This is a genomic window from Hymenobacter sp. 15J16-1T3B (assembly GCF_020711235.1).
In the GTDB taxonomy this organism is placed as follows: Bacteria; Bacteroidota; Bacteroidia; order Cytophagales; family Hymenobacteraceae; genus Solirubrum.
Genome location: NZ_JAJFAV010000018.1, coordinates 88,103 through 106,144 on the forward strand (window position 1 = coordinate 88,103; position 18,042 = coordinate 106,144).

Below are 18,042 nucleotides of genomic sequence, written 5' to 3' on the forward strand. Positions count from 1 at the left end.
GCCTGGTTTACAGCGGCCGCTCATCACGCCTGGGCAGGGGACTCGCTGGCAGCGGGGGCGCGGACAAGTCGGTTTCTTCCCGGCACCGGCGCCGGTAGTCGCGGGGGGAAATGCCCGTTTCGCGCTGGAACTGCCGCGACAGGTGCCCCAGGTTGCTGTAGCCCAGCAGGCGCGCCACCCGGCCCACGGGCAGGGTGCCGTCCCGAAGCAACAACCGGGCGGCTTCCACCCGCTGGCGTATCACGTACTGTTCCAGGCTTAGGCCTTCGGTAGCCGAAAACACGTCGCTTAGGTAGGCAAAGCGCCTATCTAGCCGCGCGCTCAGCCGCCGCGAGAAGTGGCCGCTGCGCAGCGCGGCCGGCTCGTCGCGCAGCAGCTCGGCAATCACTTCCTTGACGTGGGCGACCAGGCGCTGCTGCGGGGAAAGCTGGTCCAGCAGGGCGAAGCCTTCCGCTTCCAGGGCCTGGCGCAGCCGGTCCCACTCCACGGCAGTGGCTTCGCCCAGCAGCTCGACCTCCCCCAACTCCACGCGCAGCGGCACCAGCCCCAGGTCCACCAGGAGCTCGCGCACCACCAGGATGCACTTCGCGCAGACCATGTGCCGGATGTAAAGAAGCGTGGAGGCCATGGGCTAGGGGCTTACAGGGCCGGAGATGGAGACAAGGTGTCCTGGTCTGACGGGGGCGTGAGCGGCTGGGCGTCGAGTTCTTGCGGGTGCTCGTCGAGGCCTACTTCCCGGTGCGCGGCGAAATACTGAGCCAGGGCCTTTTCCCCGACCAGCCAGAACACCACCGGCGTCACGATGATGTCGAGGAAGGTGGAGGAGAGCAGCCCGCCCAGGATGACGGTGGCCACGGGGTAGAGGATTTCTTTACCGGGCGCGTCCTTGGCCAGCGTGAGCGGCACCAGGGCCAGCGCGGCCACCAGGGCCGTCATCAGCACCGGCACCAGGCGCTCCAGCGAGCCGCGGATTATCATCGGCTTGCCGAACTGCTCGCCCTCGTGCTCGACCAGGTGGATGTAGTGGGAAATCATCATGATGCCGTTGCGCGAGGCGATGCCGGTGAGCGTGATGAAGCCCACCAGCGAGGCAATGCTGAAGGTGCCGCCGGTGAGCAGCACGGCCACCACCGAGCCGATGAGAGCCAGCGGAATGTTGAGCATGATTTGCCCCACCATGTAGGTGGACTTGAAGTGCGAGTAGAGCACCAGGAAGATGCCGGCCAGCGAAAACAGACTCAGCCAGAGAATCTTCTGCGAGGCCGACTGCTGGCTCTCGAACTGCCCGCCGTAGGTCAGGTAGTAGCCCGGGGGCAGCTTGACTTGCTGGCCGATGTTGGCTTGAATCTCCTTCACGGTGGAGCCCAGGTCGCGCCCGGCCACGTTGAGCGAGATGGTGATGCGGCGCTGGGTGTTTTCGTGGTTGACGGTGTTGGGACCCGGCTCGTAGCTGATGTCGGCCACCTGGCTCACGGGAATCATGGCCCCGGTAGGGGTTTCGATGCGGGTCTGGCCGATGGCGGCCATGTCGTTGCGCTGGGCCTCGGGCAGCTTCACGACCAGGTCAAAGCGCTTCTGCCCGTCGAGCATCTGCGACACGACCGTGCCCTGAAACAGCGTTTCCAAGTCCTTTACTACCTCGCCGCGGGCCATGCCGTACGCCTGCAGGGCCTGGTCGCGCGGGCGGATGAGCAGCTGCGGAATCTGCACCTGCTTTTCCACCTGCAGGTCCACCACCCCGGGCACGGCGCCGGCCGCCGCGCGGATTTCGTTGGCGTAGCGGCGCAGCTCCAGCAAGTCGTTGCCGAACACCTTGATGGCCACCTGGGCCCGCACGCCCGACAAGAGGTGGTCGAGGCGGTGCGAGATGGGCTGGCCGATGTTCACGTTCACGCCGGTAATCAGGCTGAGCTTCTGGCGCATGTCGGCCAGAATCTCCTCGCGGCTGCGCATCTGCTTGCCCTCCTTTTCCAGCTCCTCTTCGGTCTTAAAGGCTACTTCGATTTCCGAGTTGTTGACCGACTCGGCGTGCTCGTCCAGCTCGGCGCGGCCGGTGCGGCGGGCCGTGTAAGCCACTTCCGGAATCTTGAGCATCTGCTGCTCGCCCAGCGTGCCCAGCTTGTTGGACTCGGCCAGTGAGGTGCCGGCGGGCGCGGAGAAGTTGACCGTCAGCGAGCCTTCGTTGAAGGGCGGCAGGAACTCGGTGCCGAAGAAGGGCACCATGGCCGCGGCCATCGCGAACAGCAGGGCCGTGGAAGCCAGAATCAGCTTGGGGTGGGTCAGGCCCCAACCCAGCAGGCGCGTGTCCTTCTTTTTCAGCCAGCGCACCAGCCCGCCGTCGGTTTCGGGGTGGTCCATCTGCTTCATCTTGGGCAGCAGGTAGTAGCAGAGCACCGGCGTGACCGTCAGCGACACGAAGAGCGAGGCGACGATGCTGGTGATGTAGGCCACGCCCAGCGGGGCGAAAATGCGGCCTTCCATGCCTTCCAGCGCAAACAGCGGCAAAAACACCAGCACCACGATGATGGTGGCGTACACGATGGAGTTGCGCACTTCCGAGGAGGCCGCGTAAATGACTTTGAGCACCGGCTGCGGGTTGGCCCGCTGCTTGTTCTCGCGCAGGCGCCGGTACACGTTCTCTACGTCCACGATGGCGTCGTCCACGAGCTCCCCGATGGCAATGGCCAAGCCGCCCAGCGTCATGGTGTTGATGCTGATGCCGGCGAAGCGGAACACCAGCGCGGTGACCAGCAACGACAGCGGAATGGCCACCAGCGAAATGAAGGTGGTGCGCACGTTCAGCAGGAAGGCAAACAGCACGATGACCACCAGGATGGCCCCGTCGCGCAACGCCTCTTCCACGTTGGTAATCGAAGATTCGATGAACTCCGACTGCTTGAACAGGCGGGTGTTCACCTGCACGTCCTTGGGCAGGGAGGGCTTGAGCTCCACCAGGGCCTTTTCCACGGCTTCGGTCAGGCCTACGGTGGCCGCGCCGGGCTGCTTTTCGATGCTCAGAATCACGGCCGGCTTGCCGTTCACGCTGCCGTCGCCGCGCTTGAAGCGGGCCCCGAACTCGACCTGGGCAATGTCGGCCACCCGAATGGGGGACTGCTCCCGGTAGCCCACGATGATGTTCTCGATGTCGGCCACGGAGCGCAGGCGGCCCAGGTTGCGAATCAGCACCTCCGAGCCGTTGCGGTCAAAGAAGTTGCCGGTGGTGTTCAAATTGGATTGGCGCAGGGCTTCTTCCACTTGGTTCACCGTTAGCCCGGTGGCGTTGAGCCGGGGCATGTCCAGCAGCACCTGGTACTGCAGGTTGTCGCCGCCGATGGGAATGACCTGCGCCACGCCGGGAATGGACAAGAGGCGCTGCCGCACGGTGTAGTTGGCCAGCGTGCGCAAGTCGGCCGCGTGGGTCTGCGGCCCGCCCGACAGCCCGACGAGCATAATCTGGCCCATGACCGAGGAAATGGGGCCCAGCACCGGGGTGATACCGGTAGGCAACTGCTCCCCGGTGGTCTGCAGCTTCTCGCTCACAATCTGGCGGGCCGTGAAGATGTCGGTGCCGTAGTCGAACTCCACGAACACCATGCCCAGGCCGATGGCCGAGTTGGAGCGCACGGCCGCCACCCCGGTGGCCCCGTTCAGGGCCGTTTCCACGGGCAGCGTTACCAGGGCCTCTACTTCCTCGGGGGCCATACCGGGCGCTTCCAGGAACACGGTCACGCGGGGCCGGTCCAGGTCGGGCAGCACGTCCACCGGGAGCTGGCGCGCGGTGTAGGTGCCGGCAATGAGCAGGCCCACGGCAAAGGCCAGCATCAGCAGCCGGTTCTGCAGGGCAAAGCGAATTATCTTGTCAAGCATGGTTGAAAAAGCAAAGTCGGGCCGGGCGCCTCGGCGGCGCCCGGTCGGGTAAGGGGTAGCCCCAGGGGGCCGGGGCCGGCGCTACTTGCGCGCCGAGGAGTGGGTGACCACGAACTGCCACTGGCCGGCCGCGTTTTTGCGCAGCACGCTGGTGGCCACCCCGCGCCGCTTGATGGGCGCCGGCGCGGCAGCCTCTTTGGGGCCTTTCTTGAGCCCGATGGTGTAGGTGTAGCTCTCCGTGGCGAAGGCGTAGGGCCCGTCCACTGTCACGTCGGCTTGGTAGTCGCTGAACGTGAACGAGCTGAACTCCTTGAGCTCCGGCCCGAGGTGGTGGTCCCGGTAGTGGGCGTAGGTGCCTTCCCGACTGCCCGATTCCACGACCACGGAGGTGGGCACGAACAGCCGGGTGGTGCCGGTGGTATCGAGCCGCTGCACCGCCCGCTGGTATTGCTGCAGCACGGCCCGCACGGCGGCTTCGTCCGCCGAAGGCGTCGCCGCCGCCGGTGGCGTGGGCTGGGCCAGGGCCGGCAGAGCCGGCGCGGCAAACAGGGCAAGGAGGAAACGGCGCATGGCAGGCAGAAAAACGTTACTGGTTGAGGTAGATGGATTTAAGCTGGTAAGTGCCGCTGGTTACCACCCGGTCGTTTTCGTTGACCTGGCCCTGGGCCAGCACGGTCTGCTCGCCGTTGATGGCGCCGGGCTGCACGTAGCGAATCTTGAAGTGCTCGGGCTCGGTGTGCACGAACACCACCGGCTTGCCGTTCAGGTCGGTCACGGCCGAGGTGGGCACCACCAGCTGCTTCTGCCCGCTGCCGCTCTGGCCCAGCACTTGCACGTTCACGGCCTGGCCGGCCCGGTAGGCGCTGCCGGCGGGGGCGTCCAGCTCCAGGATAAGCTGGCGCGCCTGGTTCACCGGGTTCACCACGTTGGAAAACACCACCAGCCGGGCGGGCACCCCGGCCTGGCCCTGCAGGCCTTCCACCCGAAACTGGGCGCCGGGCGTAACCTTGGGCAGGTCCTGGGCAAACACCTGCGCTTCCACGCGCAGCTTGCCGGGGTTGATGACGCGCAGCAACTCGTCGCCCTGGTTGACCTGCTGGCCCACGGCCAGGTTGAACACGTCCACCGTCCCGCTCACGGGCGCGGTGATGGGCACGCGGCGCTGCCGGGCCTGCCCGTTGAGGATGGCCGCGTTTTGCCGGGCCTGGCGCAGGCGCAGCTCGGCGGCCACCACGTCCTTGCGGGCGGCGATGTCGGCGATGCTCTGCAGACGGGCGTAGTCCTGCTGGGCCGCGCGCAGTTCGGCTTGGGCGTTGGCCCGCTCGGTGCTGAGCCCAATCTGCTGGGTGGCGTCGAGGGTTTGCTCCAGCACGGCCAGGGTCTGCCCGGCCCGCACGGGCTGGCCTACCTGGGCGCTCAGGCTCACGATGCGCCCGGTTTGGGGCACCACGATGCGGCCCTCGCCGCCGGCGGCGGCCGACACGGTGCCGTAGAGCGTGGCGCGGCTGTAGGTCGAGGAGTAGCTGGCCAGGCTGGTGCGCACCTCAAACAGGAACTGGCTTTCCTTGGGCAGCAGCACCTCGTCGGTCAGGGCCACGCCGGTGCTGGCCTTGGCCTCCCCCCCGTGGTCTTCGCCGCCGTGCCCTAGCACCGGGGCCGGTGGGGGAAGCAATACCGTCAGAACCAGCCCGGCGGCGGCCGTGGCCGCCAGTAGCTTATGCGTGGTTTTCATACAACAAGAGGGCTTAAGTGAGGGGCGTGCGGCGGGTGGCGGTCAGCGCCTGCTCCGAGGTGTGGGAAAGGGCAGGCTCGCGCCGCCGGCGCATGAGCAGGGCCGTCAGGCCGATGCCGAGCAGAAAGGCGCCGACCAGGGCCAGCACGGTTTTCCAGGAGGAGAAGAGCCCGGGCGCCGTGGCGGCCGCGGGCACCGCCGCCACCGGCAGCTTCTCCCCCACCTTGATGCCTTCCAGCAGCAGCAGGTCGGCTTGCTCGCCCGCCACGACGTTGAGGGCGAAGCTGTAGGCCTTGTTGGCCGGAAACTGGCCTTCGACCAGGTATTCGCCCGGCCCTTTTTCCGTCACCGCCCACTTTAGCGACGCATCTTCGGGATTGGTCAGGGTAAGCTTGGCGCCTTTGATAGGCGCGTTGGTGGCGTAGTCGGAGAGGAACAGGCGCAGGTCGGCGGGTTGGCCGCCTTCCAGCGGCTCGTAGCGCAGCAGCACCTCGAACTGCTCCGACAGCGCCGCCACCGAGAACGAGGTGGCGCCGGCCGGGGTCGAGGCCTTGGCGCCGTCGCCGTGGTCTTCGCCCCCGTGGGCGGCGGCCGCCCCCGCGAGCAGCAGGCCCAGCAGCAGAATCAGGAGTTGTTTCATGTTATTCACCCCGCAGGTAGTTGAGTTCGATGAGGGCCTGACGGTAATCGCGGATGGTGGTCAGGTAAGTGTTCTGGATGGTAAAGGCCTGGTTGAGGCTTTGAATCAGCACCAGATAGCTGATTTCGCCCGCCTTGAAAAGTCGTTGGGATTGGCTGATGATGGCCCGCGACTGGGGCACACCGGTCTGCTCGTAGTAGCCCAGCGAGGCCGAGAACTTGCGCGTGTCGGCCAGGGCCTGCTGGTATTGGGTGCCCAGCTCCAGGCGCTGGGTTTGCAGCTGGTAGCCGGCCGCCTGGCTGCGGGCCGTGGCGGCCTGCAGTTGGGAGCGGTAGGTCCAGAACCAGATGGGCACGGACACGCCGAACTGAAAGCGGTACTTGATTTGGGAATTCTCAAACGCCTGGTTCTGATACCCCAGCGTTAGCGCGGGCGTGCGCCGGGCGCGCACCAGGCTGATGCCCGATTGGCTCAGGGCTACGTTCTGCTGGGCGGCGGCCAGCGTGGGGCTGCGCACCAGGGCGGCGCTGTCGGCCGCGGGCAAGCTGCCCAGCAGGGTCCCGCCCGCCTGGGCCAGCTCCGGGCCGCTGCGGCGCAGGTCGGTGCTGGTGGCCAGGGCCTCGTCGGGGCGGCCCAGCAGCAAGCCCAGGCGGCGCTGGGCGGCGCGCTGGTCTTCCGTGGCCTGCTGCAGCTGCACGGTGACCTGCCGGGCCTCGGCATCGGTGCTGATGCGCTGCAGGGAGGTGACTTCGCCGGCGGCAAACAGGCGCTCGGTGGCCAGCCGCAGGGCCCGGAACAAACTGTCCTGGTAGGTGAGCTGCCGCACCTGCGCCTCGGCGAATTGCAGGTTCAGGTACGCCAGGCGGGTGTCGCGCAGCACCGTGGCCCGGCTTACCTCCCGGTTGCGTTCGGCCAAGCTCACGCCGGCCTGGGCCACCTGGCGCTGGCGCCGGTACACGTTGGGCAGGTCAATGGTTTGCACCACGCCCGGGGCCCACATTTCCCCCGTGGGGGCCGAAAACAGAAAGTCCGGGTTGGCGGGCGCGAACGAACCGCGCTTGAGGGCGCGTTGCTCCTCAATTTCCCGCTCCGCCTGCCGCAGCCTTGGGTGGCGGCGCAGGCTCTGGGCTTCGGCGCTGTCGAGGCGGATGGGGGTTTGCGCGCGCGCTGCTTCCCGGCCCGGCCCCAGCAGGAGGAGCCAGGCCAGCACCAGCACGCTACTCACCGCGCTTCTCATGGTCAGATACTTCATAGGTTCAGGTTAGGGCCCGTCAGGGGGCCGCCCGCCGTGGCAGCGGCGGACGGCCCGGACGGAGAGGGCCCGGACGCCGGGCGTCCGAAAAACAGGCTCCGCCTACGCTTTTTTCACCAGGGCCATGCCGCACGTGGGGCAGGAGCCGGGCTTGTCGCTGGCGCTGCCCGCGCACTTCATGGGGCACTCGTAGGCCGCGGCTTTGGCTTTGGCGCTTGTGCTGGCCAGCTTGTCGAAGCGGGCACTGATGGTTTCGCCGCCGCGGCGCAGCGTAATAATGGCCGTGGTGGGCGTCGCCCCGGCCGGCAGTGCGCCGCGCAGCTGGTCATCGCCGTACGCCGCCAGCGGAACGGTGGTGGTTTTGCCGCCCTGCTGGACCATGGCCGTGCCCGTTAGGCCCTTGTTGGCTTGGGTCTGCTCCTTGCCGTCGAGCAGGTACACGGTCATCTGGCCGCCTTGGAGCACCAGTTCCACGTGGTACTTGCCCGCCGTGCGCACGATGCCCCCGTGCGGGGCCGTGTGGGCGTGGGTTTCGCCGGCGGCGTTGTGGCCGTGGCCCGCGGCACCGGGCTTGTGCGCGTGCTGGGCGGAGAGGGAGAGCGGTGCGGCGAGCAATAGGGTGGCCGCCAGCAAATGCAACATCTTCATGGGAAGGAGTAAAAGGGGGGTAATGGGAAAGTGGAAGCGGTAGCCGGGGCTACATTTTGTCGGCGTTCTGCTCGTGCCAGGCCTTGAAGTCGGCGATTTCCTTCTGCTGGGCGTCAATCATCTTCTGGGCCATTTCCTTGAGCTTGGTGTCCTTGCCGTGGGCCAGCTCGGCCTGGGCCATGTCCACCGCGCTTTGGTGGTGCACCGTCATCATCATGTTGAAGTTCATGTCCGGGTTGGTTACCATCGGGGGCATGTTTTTCATCATGGCGTCCATCGACGCCTTCATCTTGCTGGTGAAGGGGTCGGCCGGGTCCTGGGGCTTGTAATTGGTGGGCGCGCTGTCGAGGCGTTCGGCAATGGGCTCCAACTCACCGATTTCCTTTTGCTGGTCGGCTTTAATCTTCTCGGCCATCTGGCGCATGGTGGCGTCTTTGCCGTCGCGCAGCTCGATGTCGGCCATGGCAATGGCGCCGCGGTGATGCTCCATCATGTGGTGGGCAAAGTCGTGGTCGGTGTTGCCCTTGGGCTTCATGGCGTGCATCTTGGCCATCATGTCGTTCATGGCCGTCACCATGGGCGAGTCGCTGCCAGTGGCCGCGGCGCCTTCCCCGGCGGGCGCGTCGTGGTTCATGCCGGCCATGTCCCCGGAAGCCGTGGCGTCCGTCGACGTGGTTTCCGTGGTCGTGGCCGTGCTGTCGGCTGATTTATCGCTGTTGCAGCTGCCCAGCAGCAGGGTGCCCGAACAGAGGGCGGCGAGGAAAAAAGCAGGCTTTTTCATGGGGTTGGTTTGGTTGAGGGGTTGGAAAAAGGAATTGAAAACAGCTGGTCTTAGCTGGCGGCCGGGCCCTTCACGTTGATGGTGAAGTCGCCGGTGTGAATCTGGCCGCCGTGGTTGAACTGCAGGAAGACGCGGTACAGGCCGGGGGCCTCGAAGTTGGTGTTGAAGCCGATGGCCGGGCCCTTGTCGGCCTGGTCGTTGGGGTGCACGTGCAGGTAGCGCTCGGTGTCTTCGCTGATGACCACCACGTGGCCCAGGGCACCGAGGTAGTTGTCGAGGTCCGTCACCGGCTGCCCGTCTTTGGTGATGTTGATTTTCATGCCCAGCAGCTGGCCGGTCTGCAGGGGCTTGTCAAAGCTGAGCGTGGCCTGGTAGCCGTCGCCGGCCCACTGCATGTCGTCGTTTTTGAACTTTACCGGGGCATAAGCTGGCCCCTTCACCGTGAGGGGCTGGCGGCCCAGCTGGTGGCCGGCACCGGTGGGCGTGTAGTCCTGAAACAGCACATAGTCGCCGCCCTTGGGGAAGGTGTAGCTGACCTTGTAGTTGCCCTCGGCCGTGTACTCGGGGTGCTCGTGGTAGAACTGGCCTAGGTCCTTGCTGACGATGATGAGGTGAATCTTCTTCTCGTGCACCACGGCCAGGGGCACGGGCGCGGCCTCGTTGCCCACTTCCTGGGGCGTGAACAGCAGCTGCGCGGGCTGGCCGGCCGTGGGCGGGGCGGGCGCCGCCGCAAACTGTATGGCGTAGGTCTTGCCGTTGCCGGCCGCGTGGTCGTTGTGTTCGAGCTTCATGCCGCACTTAGGGCACTTCTCGCCCGCCTTGGTGCTGGTGACTTCCGGGTGCATGGGGCAGGCGTAGGTGTGGCCGCCGCTGTGCTCGGCCGTGCCTTCGGCCGGCCCCTCGGTCGGCGTGGTCACGGAGTTGGTGGCGCTGCTCGACGCGGAGTCGGAGGAGCAGCCGGCGGTGATGGTCAGGGCGCTGGCTACGGCCAGCAGGGTAACGGGTACGCGAAACATGGTGTGGGAAATGAGTGATACACATCGGGGCCGTAACTGGACGGCGGGGGGCTCTCGCGTGCGCTTAGGCCTGCCACTGTTGCCAGAGCACGAAGCCCAGGGCGGCGGCCAGCACGGCGTAGAGCAGGTAAGCGAGCAGGCGGCGGCCCGGCCCACGCGGGGGCGGCGCACCGGCTTCTTCGCAACAACTCTTCATTGCCGGGAGATGAAAACCAGGAAAATGGGGGGAGGAGGGGGGCCGGGAAACCGGCGCGACGGGCAAACGAAAAGGCCCGCCCCGGACACAGCAAAGCCGTGCCGGCGCGAGCCGTAGCGCGTCGGAGCAATCAGACCGTCAGGGACCGAATGAAAATGCGGATGTCGGGTATTTTGGGCTTCAGGTGCCGGCGGGCCACCAGCAGCACGGGCTGCGTGCGGTCCCACTGCTGAAAGCGAACCACCACGCCTTGGGGGGCCGGCGGCAAGGCCACCGGCATGAAGGTCATCTTTTCAATGCCGGCCTTGGGCGGGTGGCCCAGCGCGGCCCACACGGCCGCGGCGTCGTCCTGGCAGCAGGCGCCCTTGGGGCCGTGCTGGTGCGAGCCCGGGGCTTTATCGTCGTGGTGGTGCGTGCTGGCCGCGTCGTGGCCCTTGCCGTGCGCGTGAGTCGCCGAATGCTGGTGCCCGTGGTCGTGCTTATGCCCGTGGCCGTGCCCGTGCTGATGGGCCGGGGTGCCGGCCGGGTGCTTGTGGGCGGCGACCGGCGCCGGCGCGGCCGGCATCGCCAGCGCGCACACGACTTGCCCAAAGAACACGTTGAGGAAGACCACCAGCAAGGAGGCCGCCACAGCGCGTCTAGAATGGGTCTTGAGTCGGAACATTGGTCTGAAGCAACGGCAAAATTATTCGAAAGGTTTAAATAGTACTTCACCGCGACGCGGGGCCGGCTTGCGGCCTCTGCTACCTCCTTTCGCTTCACTTTCCCGAAAAAGGGGGCTGCGTGGCGTTTACGCGCCGAATCAGGCGTACACCTGTGCCTGCGGAGCCGGTTCGTCGGCTGGCCGACGTGGAAATTATGTAAGCCCCGGGCAGAATTGTACACGTGCGAGGCGTCAGGCCCCGGGCAAGTACAAATGTTGCAAGCGCCAAGCGCAATTCTGCACATCCAATGGGTACCGAACCGAGTTTACTTCGTGTTCCCATTGCAAGCGGCGGCACCGCCGCCCGTTTAAAGCGACATCCCGTGGATACCATACCCCATCACCACCCCGCGCCGGCGGAGCCGGCCCAGCCCGCGGCCCCCGCAGGCGGGACCCAGACGGCCACCCTCAACATCGAGGGCATGACCTGCGCCTCCTGCTCCAACTTCGTGGAGAAGGCCCTCAACCGCACGCCCGGCGTGCAGCGGGCCACCGTCAACCTGGCCAGTGAAAAGGCTACCATTGAATACCTGCCGGGCCAGATTGACCGCGCGGGCCTCAAGGCCGCCGTGGAGCAGGCCGGCTACGGCGTGCACGAGCCCGCGGCCCCGGCGTCGCCCAATGTGCTGGCCTCCGACCAGGAGCTGGACGCGCGCAAAGCCCAGGCCTACCAGAAGCTGAAGCGCCGCTTTCAGGTGGCCGTGGCGCTGGCCGTGGTCATCATGCCGCTGAGCATGCTCATGCTCTGGCCGGCGCTGATGAGCCGCATCTCCATGCCCCTGCTGAACTACGTGCTGCTGGCCCTGACCCTGCCGGTGCTCTTCTACAGCGGCCGCGAGTTTTACGTGTCGGCCTGGAACGGCTTCAAGCACCGCACCGCCAGCATGGACACGCTCATTGCCGTGGGCACGGGCGCGGCCTTTGGCTACAGCCTGGCCGCCACGCTGATTCCGCACTGGTTCATGCAGCACGGCATTATGCCCGAGGTCTACTACGACACCACGGCCACCATCATTGCCCTCATTCTGCTGGGCAAGGTGCTGGAGAGCCGGGCCAAGACCAAGACGTCGGCGGCTATTAAAGCCCTGATGGGCCTGCAGGCCAAGACGGCCCGCGTGGTGCGGGGCGGTCAGGAAGTGGACGTGCCGATTGAAGACGTGGTGATTGGCGACGAAGTGCTGGTGCGGCCCGGCGAGAAGGTGGCCACCGACGGCGTGCTGCTCGCCGGCCACTCGGCCGTGGACGAGAGCATGCTCACAGGCGAGAGCCTGCCCGTGGAAAAGAAGGAAGGCGACGCGGTGTTCGGGGCCACGCTCAACAAAACCGGCTCCTTCCGCTTCCGCGTCAGCAAGGTGGGCTCGGAGACGATGCTGGCCCAGATTGTGAAACTGGTGGAGGAAGCCCAGGGCAGCCGCGCCCCCATTCAGCAGCTGGCCGACAAGGTCAGCGCCGTGTTCGTGCCGGTGGTCATCATGATTGCCATCAGCACGTTTATCCTCTGGTTTGATTTCGCCCCCGACGCCTCGCGCCTGCCGCTGGCGCTGGTCAACTTCGTGGCCGTGCTCATCATTGCCTGCCCCTGCGCGCTGGGCCTGGCCACGCCCACGGCCATCATGGTGGGCACCGGCAAGGGCGCCGAGCACGGCGTGCTGATTCGCAACGCTGAAGCGCTGGAAAAAGCCGAGAAGGTAACCACCGTGCTGCTCGACAAAACCGGCACCATTACCCGCGGCGAGCCCAGCGTCACCGATTTCCTGCCCACCGCCGGCGCCAACCCGGCCCAGCTGCTGCCGCGGCTGGCCGCCGTGGAGCGGCAGAGCGAGCACCCGCTGGCCGAAGCCGTGGTGCGCTACGCCGACGCGCAGGGCGCCGCGCTGCTGCCGGCCACGGGCTTCCGCGCGTTTGAAGGACGGGGCGCCGGCGCCACCGTGGACGGCCAGGCCTACCTGCTGGGCAACCGCCGCTTGCTCGACGAGCACCAGGTAGCCGTATCGGCCGCCACCGAGCAGGCCGCCACCCGGCTGCTCAGCGAGGCCAAGACGGTGCTCTACGCCGCCACCGGCGGGCAGGTCGTGGCCCTGATTGGGGTGGCCGACACCGTGCGCGAGTCCAGCCGGGCCGCCATCCAGGCCCTGCAGGCCGAGGGCATCGAGGTGGTGATGATGACCGGCGACAACCCGCAGACGGCCGCCAAGGTGGCCGAGCAGGTGGGCATCACGCGCTACTTTGCCGAAGTGCTGCCCGCCGACAAGGCCGGCAAGGTGAAGCAGCTGCAGGCCGAGGGCCGCACCGTGGCCATGGTGGGCGACGGCATCAACGACGCCCCGGCGCTGGCCCAGGCCGACATTGGCCTGGCGATGGGCGGCGGTACGGACGTGGCCATGGAAGCGGCCGGCATTACCCTCATGCGCTCCGACCTGCAGGGTGTGGTCACGGCCATGGACCTCTCGCGCCAGACCATGCGCACCATCAAGCAGAACCTGTTCTTCGCCTTCATCTACAACACGCTGGGCATTCCCATTGCGGCGGGCTTGCTGTACCCCATCACCGGCTGGCTGCTCTCGCCCATGCTGGCGGCCGGCGCCATGGCCCTGAGCTCGGTGTCGGTGCTGACCAACTCCTTGCGCCTGCGCGGCTACAAGCGGACGGCCTAGGGCCGGCGGTAATGTTCTTTCCCTTTTGTTTCTTCTTCTGATGGATACGACGCAGATAATCGTGACGCTGGTGGGCGTGGGCCTGCTGGGCTTCGTGGGCTGGTTTTTCTTTCTGGCTCCGCACCGGGTGGCTGCGGCGGTTTCGACGTCGGCCGGCATTCAGCAGGTCGACATCGTGGTGAAGGGCGGCTACTCGCCCAACGTTATTGAGGTGGAGCACGGCAAGCCCGTGCAGCTCAACTTCTACCGCGACGAGGAAAACTCCTGCTCCGAGGAGCTGCTGCTGCCCGACTTCAACATCCGGCGCGAGCTGGCGCCGTTTAAAACCACGGCCATTGAGTTGTTGCCCCAGCAAGCGGGTACCTTTGAGTTTACCTGCGGCATGCACATGCTGCGGGGCAGCCTGGTCGTAAAATGATGATGATGCCGCAGTCCGCCACGTCCGTGTTGCCCGCTCCCGCGGCCGGGGGCGTGCGCCTGTCCATCCGGAACATGGTGTGCCCCCGCTGCCTGCGCGTGGTGCAGCGCGAGCTGGAAAAGGCCGGGCTGCTGGTGGACGCCGTGGCCCTGGGCGCGGCCAACGTGCGCACCGCCGACGGTAGCCCCGTGGACGAGCAGCGGGTGCAGGAGGCGCTGCAGGCGTACGGCTTCGCCCTGGTCGAAGACCCGCGCGACCAGCTCATCGAGCAGGTAAAAGCCGTGGTGGTGGAGCTGGTGCACTACACGCCGGCCGAGCAGCAGCCGTTTCACACCTACTCGCACTACATCAGCGAGCGGGTGGGCCGCTCGTACGCGTACCTGTCGCACCAGTTCTCCGTGCGCGAGGGGCTCACGCTGGAGAAATACATCATCCGCCAAAAAGTGGAGCGGGCCAAGGAGTTGCTCAGCTACCAGGACGAAAACGTGGCCAGCGTGGCCAAGCGGCTCGGCTACAGCAGCGCAGCCCACCTGACGAACCAGTTTCGGCAGGTCACGGGCATGTCGCCCTCGGATTACCAGCGGCTGGGGCCGGGCAGCGCCGGGCGCCTGAGCCTGGCCGAGCTCACGTAGGGCTCTGGGCTGGAAACTTTGCAAGGGTTTCGGGCCAATCGTGCGCAAACGGACACTGTACTCCGCCGTTTAGCCTGGTAACGTTTTTGTTGCCGACGCTTTAAACCCCAGTTGCTATGCTTCGCTCCCTTCGCCTCCCCTTGCTTGCTTGCCTGCTTGCCTTCACTACCCTGACCGCGTGTAACAAGGACGATTCCGACGGCCTGAAAGTGCAGGCCCACGACGACAACGTCTTCATGCGCATGATGCACGACATGATGACGCAGATGATGGCCATGACCAAGACCCAGGACCCGGACAACGACTTCGCCATGATGATGAAGATGCACCATCAGGGCGCCATCACCATGAGCCAGGAGGAGCTGCGCAGCGGCAAGGACGCCGACATGAAGCAGATGGCCCAGACCATCATCACCAAGCAGCAGGCCGAGATTCAGCAGCTCGACGCGTTTCTGAGCAGCCACCCCGCCCACGCCCCGGCCGTGCCCGCGTTCAACACGAAGCAGATGGAGAGCATGGAGCGCATGATGCAAGCCAACGACTTGCGGCCGCTCACCGGCGACATTGACTATGACTTCGCCCAGCTCATGGTCGACCACCACCGCAGCGCCATCGAAAACTCCCAGGCGGAAATCGAGTACGGCCGCGAGAATGCCATGAAAACGCTGGCCCACAACATCATCGACGACCAGGAAATGGAAATCAAGGACCTGCAGGCCTGGCTGCTGGCCCACAAGAAATTCTAACCGGTTTTCCTTCCCCACTTGCTAAGAGCGGCTTTCCCCAAAGCCGCTCTTTTCTGTTCCCGCCCCCTTTCTACCCTACTGCCCCGCTGCTACACGCCATGAATACGCCCCTGTTTCCCGAGTACCTGCTGTGGGTGTGGTTTGCCCTGACGGCCCTGTCCGTGGCCTACGTGGCCTGGGACCTGTTTACCAGCACCCCGGAGATGAAGGTGATGAAGTACGGCTGGGTGCTGGTGACGCTCTATACCGGCCCCGTGGGGCTGCTGATTTACTGGTTTTCCTGCCGGGAGCCGGCGCCCGGTACGCACGAGCAGTTCGTGGCCCCCATGTGGAAGCAGGCGGTGGGCTCCACCATTCACTGCGCGGCCGGCGACGCCACGGGCATCATCGTGGCCGCGGCCATCACCGGCTACTTCCGGCTGCGCATGGGCGTGGACATCTGGGTGGAGTACCTGGCGGGCTTCGTCTTCGGCTTGTTCATCTTCCAGGCCCTGTTCATGAAGGACATGATGCGCATGAGCTACGGCCAGGCCTTGCGCGAATCCTTTCTGCCGGAGTGGATGTCGATGAACGCCATGATGGCCGGCATGCTGCCCACGATGGTCATCCTGATGAGCCGCGACATGCGGGCCATGGAAGCCACCTCGCCCTGGTTCTGGGCGGTGATGTCGGCCGCGACGCTGGTGGGCGTGGTCGTGTCGTACCCGGTGAACTACTGGCTGGTCAAAAACCAGCTCAAGCACGGCATGGGCACCGAGCGGGCCTTGGGCAAAGGCGGGGCCTCCCGGGAAGAGGTAAGTCCGGCTGCGCCTGCAGGGCGTCCAATGGCCGGTATGCACCACGCGGCGCCCGCTGATCCAGCCGCTTCCCTTCACGCCGGGCACACGATGGCCGCGTCCGCCCACGATATGCCGGGTATGGCGATGGGCGGTGGGCAACAAGTGTCCAGCGGGCGCAAGGCCGTGGTCACGGTGCTTACCCTGCTGATGCTGGCGGTGGGCTACTGGCTGGCGGCGCGCTACGGCGACTTGTCCATGCGCCCCGGCGAGCCCATGATGGACATGCCCGGCATGGCGATGCCCGGGCACCAGATGTGACGGTGCCGCGGTGGCTTGCCAGTTCCCCTGGCTAGCGTTACACTGGAAATTATGCAAGCCAATGGCGGTTTTGATGTAGAACCAAGCAGACTAAGCTCGACGTTTCTGAGGAGTTGTTTCCACCTCGTACCCTCCCCATGACCCGTTACCTACGCCTGCCCCTGCTGTGCCTCCTCGCGCTGGGACTCTTCTTGACCGCCTGCAAGAAGGACCACGACATGGACGACATGAACCACGAGAGTCCCTACATGAAAATCATGATGGACATGATGACGCAGATGGACGCGCAGGCCAAGACCCAGGACCCGGACCACGACTTTGCCGCGCAGATGGTGCTGCACCACGAGGCCGCCATCCAGATGGCCCAGGAAGAGCTGCGCACCGGCTCGAACCAGGAAATGAAAACCCTTGCCCAGGACATCATCACCAAGCAGCAGGGAGAGATTGGGCAGTTCAACGCCTTTCTGAGCAGCCACCAGCCGCAAACCCCATTGGTGCCGCAGTTCAACCAGCTGCAGAAAACCAACATGGACCGCATGATGGCCGCCAGTGACGCGCGCACGATGACGGGCCGGCCGGATTACGACTTCGCCCAGCTCATGGTCGACCACCACCAGGCGGCCATTGACAACTCCGAGGCCTTGCTGCAGCACGGCCGCCAGAGCACGACCCGCGCCCTGGCCCAGGCCATCATTACCGACCAGCGCCAGGAAATTGCAACCCTGCAGAACTGGCTGACCCGCAACCGGTAGGCGCCGGCCGGTTTGGGGAAAGGCAGCTCCGCCCGAGCTGCCTTTTTCGTTTTCGTCCTCTTGTACTGCACCCCCATGCATCCTTTCCCCGTGCTTTGCCTGCTTCGGTGTATCGCCGCCGGCCTGGCCCTGCTACTCGGTGGGTGCCGTGCTGCCGCATTCGTGCCCCGGTTTGCCGGCGCGGCCGGAGCCGCCCCGCCGCGGTCGGCGCCGCGCCCGGAATCGGCACGGGTGGTCGGCCCTGCGTTGCCCGCCAGCGCACCACGCTCGGTAGCGGTGCCAGTGCGGCCCCAGCCCCGGGTTGCGGACACGGGGAACTCCCGTCCCTCTACCCGGGAGCAGCAGGCGAGCCGGGTAGCCGAAAGGCCGTCTGACACCAGCACGGTGGCCGGCGATACCGCCACCCGGGCGGCGGCGTTGCGCGAGCCCCATCAGCTACCCGCCCGTCGGTTTTTCCGGGCGCAAACGCTGGTGCACTACAGCTTGCACTTTCTGTTTCCGGCGGTGCTGGCGCTGGTGCTGTTCCCCGCGATGTGGCCCAGCGCCTACCTCATTCTGCTGGCCACCATGCTCATCGACCTGGACCACCTGCTGGCCACCCCCGTCTTCGACCCCATGCGCTGCAGTGTGGGGTATCATCCGCTGCACTCGTTTTATGCCATCCCGGTGTATGCGCTGCTGCTGCTGCCCCCGCCGGTGAATATTATCGGCGTGGGCGTGCTCTTTCACCTGTTCACGGATACGGTGGACTGCTTGTGGACCTTTCGCTACTGCCGCGAGTGCTACCTCAACGCTCGCATTCGGCCAGTGGTCGACTGGGTGCGGAAGCTGCTGGGCCGTAAGGCAGACGGGTGACGCCGCTTGTGTTACGAGCAACCATGCCGGCCGCTAAGGCGACGTACCAGCCC

At 66.1% G+C, this 18,042-nt stretch carries 18 protein-coding genes; 7 read left to right on the top strand and 11 right to left on the bottom strand.

Translation table 11 applies throughout. The annotated features are described in order from the left end of the window. Positions 1 to 7 precede the first annotated feature (7 nt). From LJ737_RS23435 to LJ737_RS23480, 11 genes are all read right to left on the bottom strand, one after another. Complete coding sequence (locus tag LJ737_RS23435) at positions 8 to 628, bottom strand: helix-turn-helix transcriptional regulator (protein ID WP_227769203.1); 621 nt, start codon at positions 626 to 628, stop codon at positions 8 to 10. An 11-nt stretch (positions 629 to 639) separates the two neighbouring features. Next, positions 640 to 3,867 carry an efflux RND transporter permease subunit gene (locus LJ737_RS23440; protein ID WP_227769204.1) on the bottom strand — a complete coding sequence of 1,076 codons (3,228 nt, stop codon included), beginning with the start codon at positions 3,865 to 3,867 and terminating at the stop codon, positions 640 to 642. Between the two features lie 81 nt (positions 3,868 to 3,948). Then, the gene (locus LJ737_RS23445; protein ID WP_227769205.1) at positions 3,949 to 4,437 is read right to left on the bottom strand and encodes a YybH family protein; all 489 of its coding nucleotides are present in this window, start codon (positions 4,435 to 4,437) and stop codon (positions 3,949 to 3,951) included. Between the two features lie 16 nt (positions 4,438 to 4,453). Continuing rightward, positions 4,454 to 5,599, bottom strand: a complete 1,146-nt coding sequence (locus LJ737_RS23450; protein WP_227769206.1) for an efflux RND transporter periplasmic adaptor subunit — start codon at positions 5,597 to 5,599, stop codon at positions 4,454 to 4,456. A 13-nt stretch (positions 5,600 to 5,612) separates the two neighbouring features. Continuing rightward, positions 5,613 to 6,239, bottom strand: a complete 627-nt coding sequence (locus tag LJ737_RS23455) for a hypothetical protein (RefSeq protein WP_227769207.1) — start codon at positions 6,237 to 6,239, stop codon at positions 5,613 to 5,615. Between the two features lies 1 nt (position 6,240). Continuing rightward, positions 6,241 to 7,491 (bottom strand): TolC family protein, encoded by a 1,251-nt coding sequence (locus tag LJ737_RS23460; RefSeq protein WP_126696174.1) that lies wholly within the window; start codon positions 7,489 to 7,491, stop codon positions 6,241 to 6,243. A gap of 102 nt (positions 7,492 to 7,593) precedes the next feature. Then, positions 7,594 to 8,139, bottom strand: a complete 546-nt coding sequence (locus tag LJ737_RS23465; RefSeq protein ID WP_227769208.1) for a heavy metal-binding domain-containing protein — start codon at positions 8,137 to 8,139, stop codon at positions 7,594 to 7,596. Between the two features lie 49 nt (positions 8,140 to 8,188). Further along, the gene (locus LJ737_RS23470) at positions 8,189 to 8,920 is read right to left on the bottom strand and encodes a DUF305 domain-containing protein (protein WP_227769209.1); all 732 of its coding nucleotides are present in this window, start codon (positions 8,918 to 8,920) and stop codon (positions 8,189 to 8,191) included. Positions 8,921 to 8,970: 50 nt separating this feature from the next. Continuing rightward, on the bottom strand, positions 8,971 to 9,936 hold the full coding sequence (locus LJ737_RS23475; RefSeq protein WP_227769210.1) for a DUF8832 domain-containing protein: 966 nt from the start codon (positions 9,934 to 9,936) through the stop codon (positions 8,971 to 8,973). 64 nt (positions 9,937 to 10,000) lie between these two features. Further along, positions 10,001 to 10,132, bottom strand: coding sequence for a hypothetical protein (locus LJ737_RS27000; protein WP_262510241.1), 132 nt, complete (start codon positions 10,130 to 10,132; stop codon positions 10,001 to 10,003). Between the two features lie 130 nt (positions 10,133 to 10,262). Beyond that, positions 10,263 to 10,763: a hypothetical protein gene (locus tag LJ737_RS23480; RefSeq protein WP_227769211.1), complete on the bottom strand. Its 501-nt coding sequence runs from the start codon at positions 10,761 to 10,763 to the stop codon at positions 10,263 to 10,265. A 395-nt stretch (positions 10,764 to 11,158) separates the two neighbouring features. On the opposite strand from LJ737_RS23480, the gene LJ737_RS23485 reads away from it, so the two are divergent. The 7 genes from LJ737_RS23485 to LJ737_RS27210 all read left to right on the top strand — a co-directional run bounded on the left by LJ737_RS23485 (position 11,159) and on the right by LJ737_RS27210 (position 17,989). Beyond that, on the top strand, positions 11,159 to 13,489 hold the full coding sequence (locus LJ737_RS23485) for a heavy metal translocating P-type ATPase (RefSeq protein ID WP_227769212.1): 2,331 nt from the start codon (positions 11,159 to 11,161) through the stop codon (positions 13,487 to 13,489). Positions 13,490 to 13,529: 40 nt separating this feature from the next. Beyond that, positions 13,530 to 13,907, top strand: a complete 378-nt coding sequence (locus LJ737_RS23490) for a cupredoxin domain-containing protein (protein ID WP_126696168.1) — start codon at positions 13,530 to 13,532, stop codon at positions 13,905 to 13,907. A gap of 26 nt (positions 13,908 to 13,933) precedes the next feature. Continuing rightward, a complete protein-coding gene (locus tag LJ737_RS23495; protein ID WP_126696167.1) occupies positions 13,934 to 14,539 on the top strand; it encodes a helix-turn-helix domain-containing protein in 606 nt (201 codons plus the stop codon). A gap of 116 nt (positions 14,540 to 14,655) precedes the next feature. After that, positions 14,656 to 15,285, top strand: coding sequence for a DUF305 domain-containing protein (locus tag LJ737_RS23500; RefSeq protein WP_227769213.1), 630 nt, complete (start codon positions 14,656 to 14,658; stop codon positions 15,283 to 15,285). A 98-nt stretch (positions 15,286 to 15,383) separates the two neighbouring features. Next, complete coding sequence (locus tag LJ737_RS23505; protein WP_227769214.1) at positions 15,384 to 16,382, top strand: DUF4396 domain-containing protein; 999 nt, start codon at positions 15,384 to 15,386, stop codon at positions 16,380 to 16,382. Between the two features lie 137 nt (positions 16,383 to 16,519). Then, entirely contained in the window at positions 16,520 to 17,134 is a 615-nt protein-coding gene (locus LJ737_RS23510) for a DUF305 domain-containing protein (protein WP_227769215.1), read from the top strand. A 384-nt stretch (positions 17,135 to 17,518) separates the two neighbouring features. Beyond that, positions 17,519 to 17,989, top strand: a complete 471-nt coding sequence (locus LJ737_RS27210) for a DUF6122 family protein (RefSeq protein ID WP_227769216.1) — start codon at positions 17,519 to 17,521, stop codon at positions 17,987 to 17,989. The last annotated feature ends 53 nt before the right edge of the window (positions 17,990 to 18,042 follow it).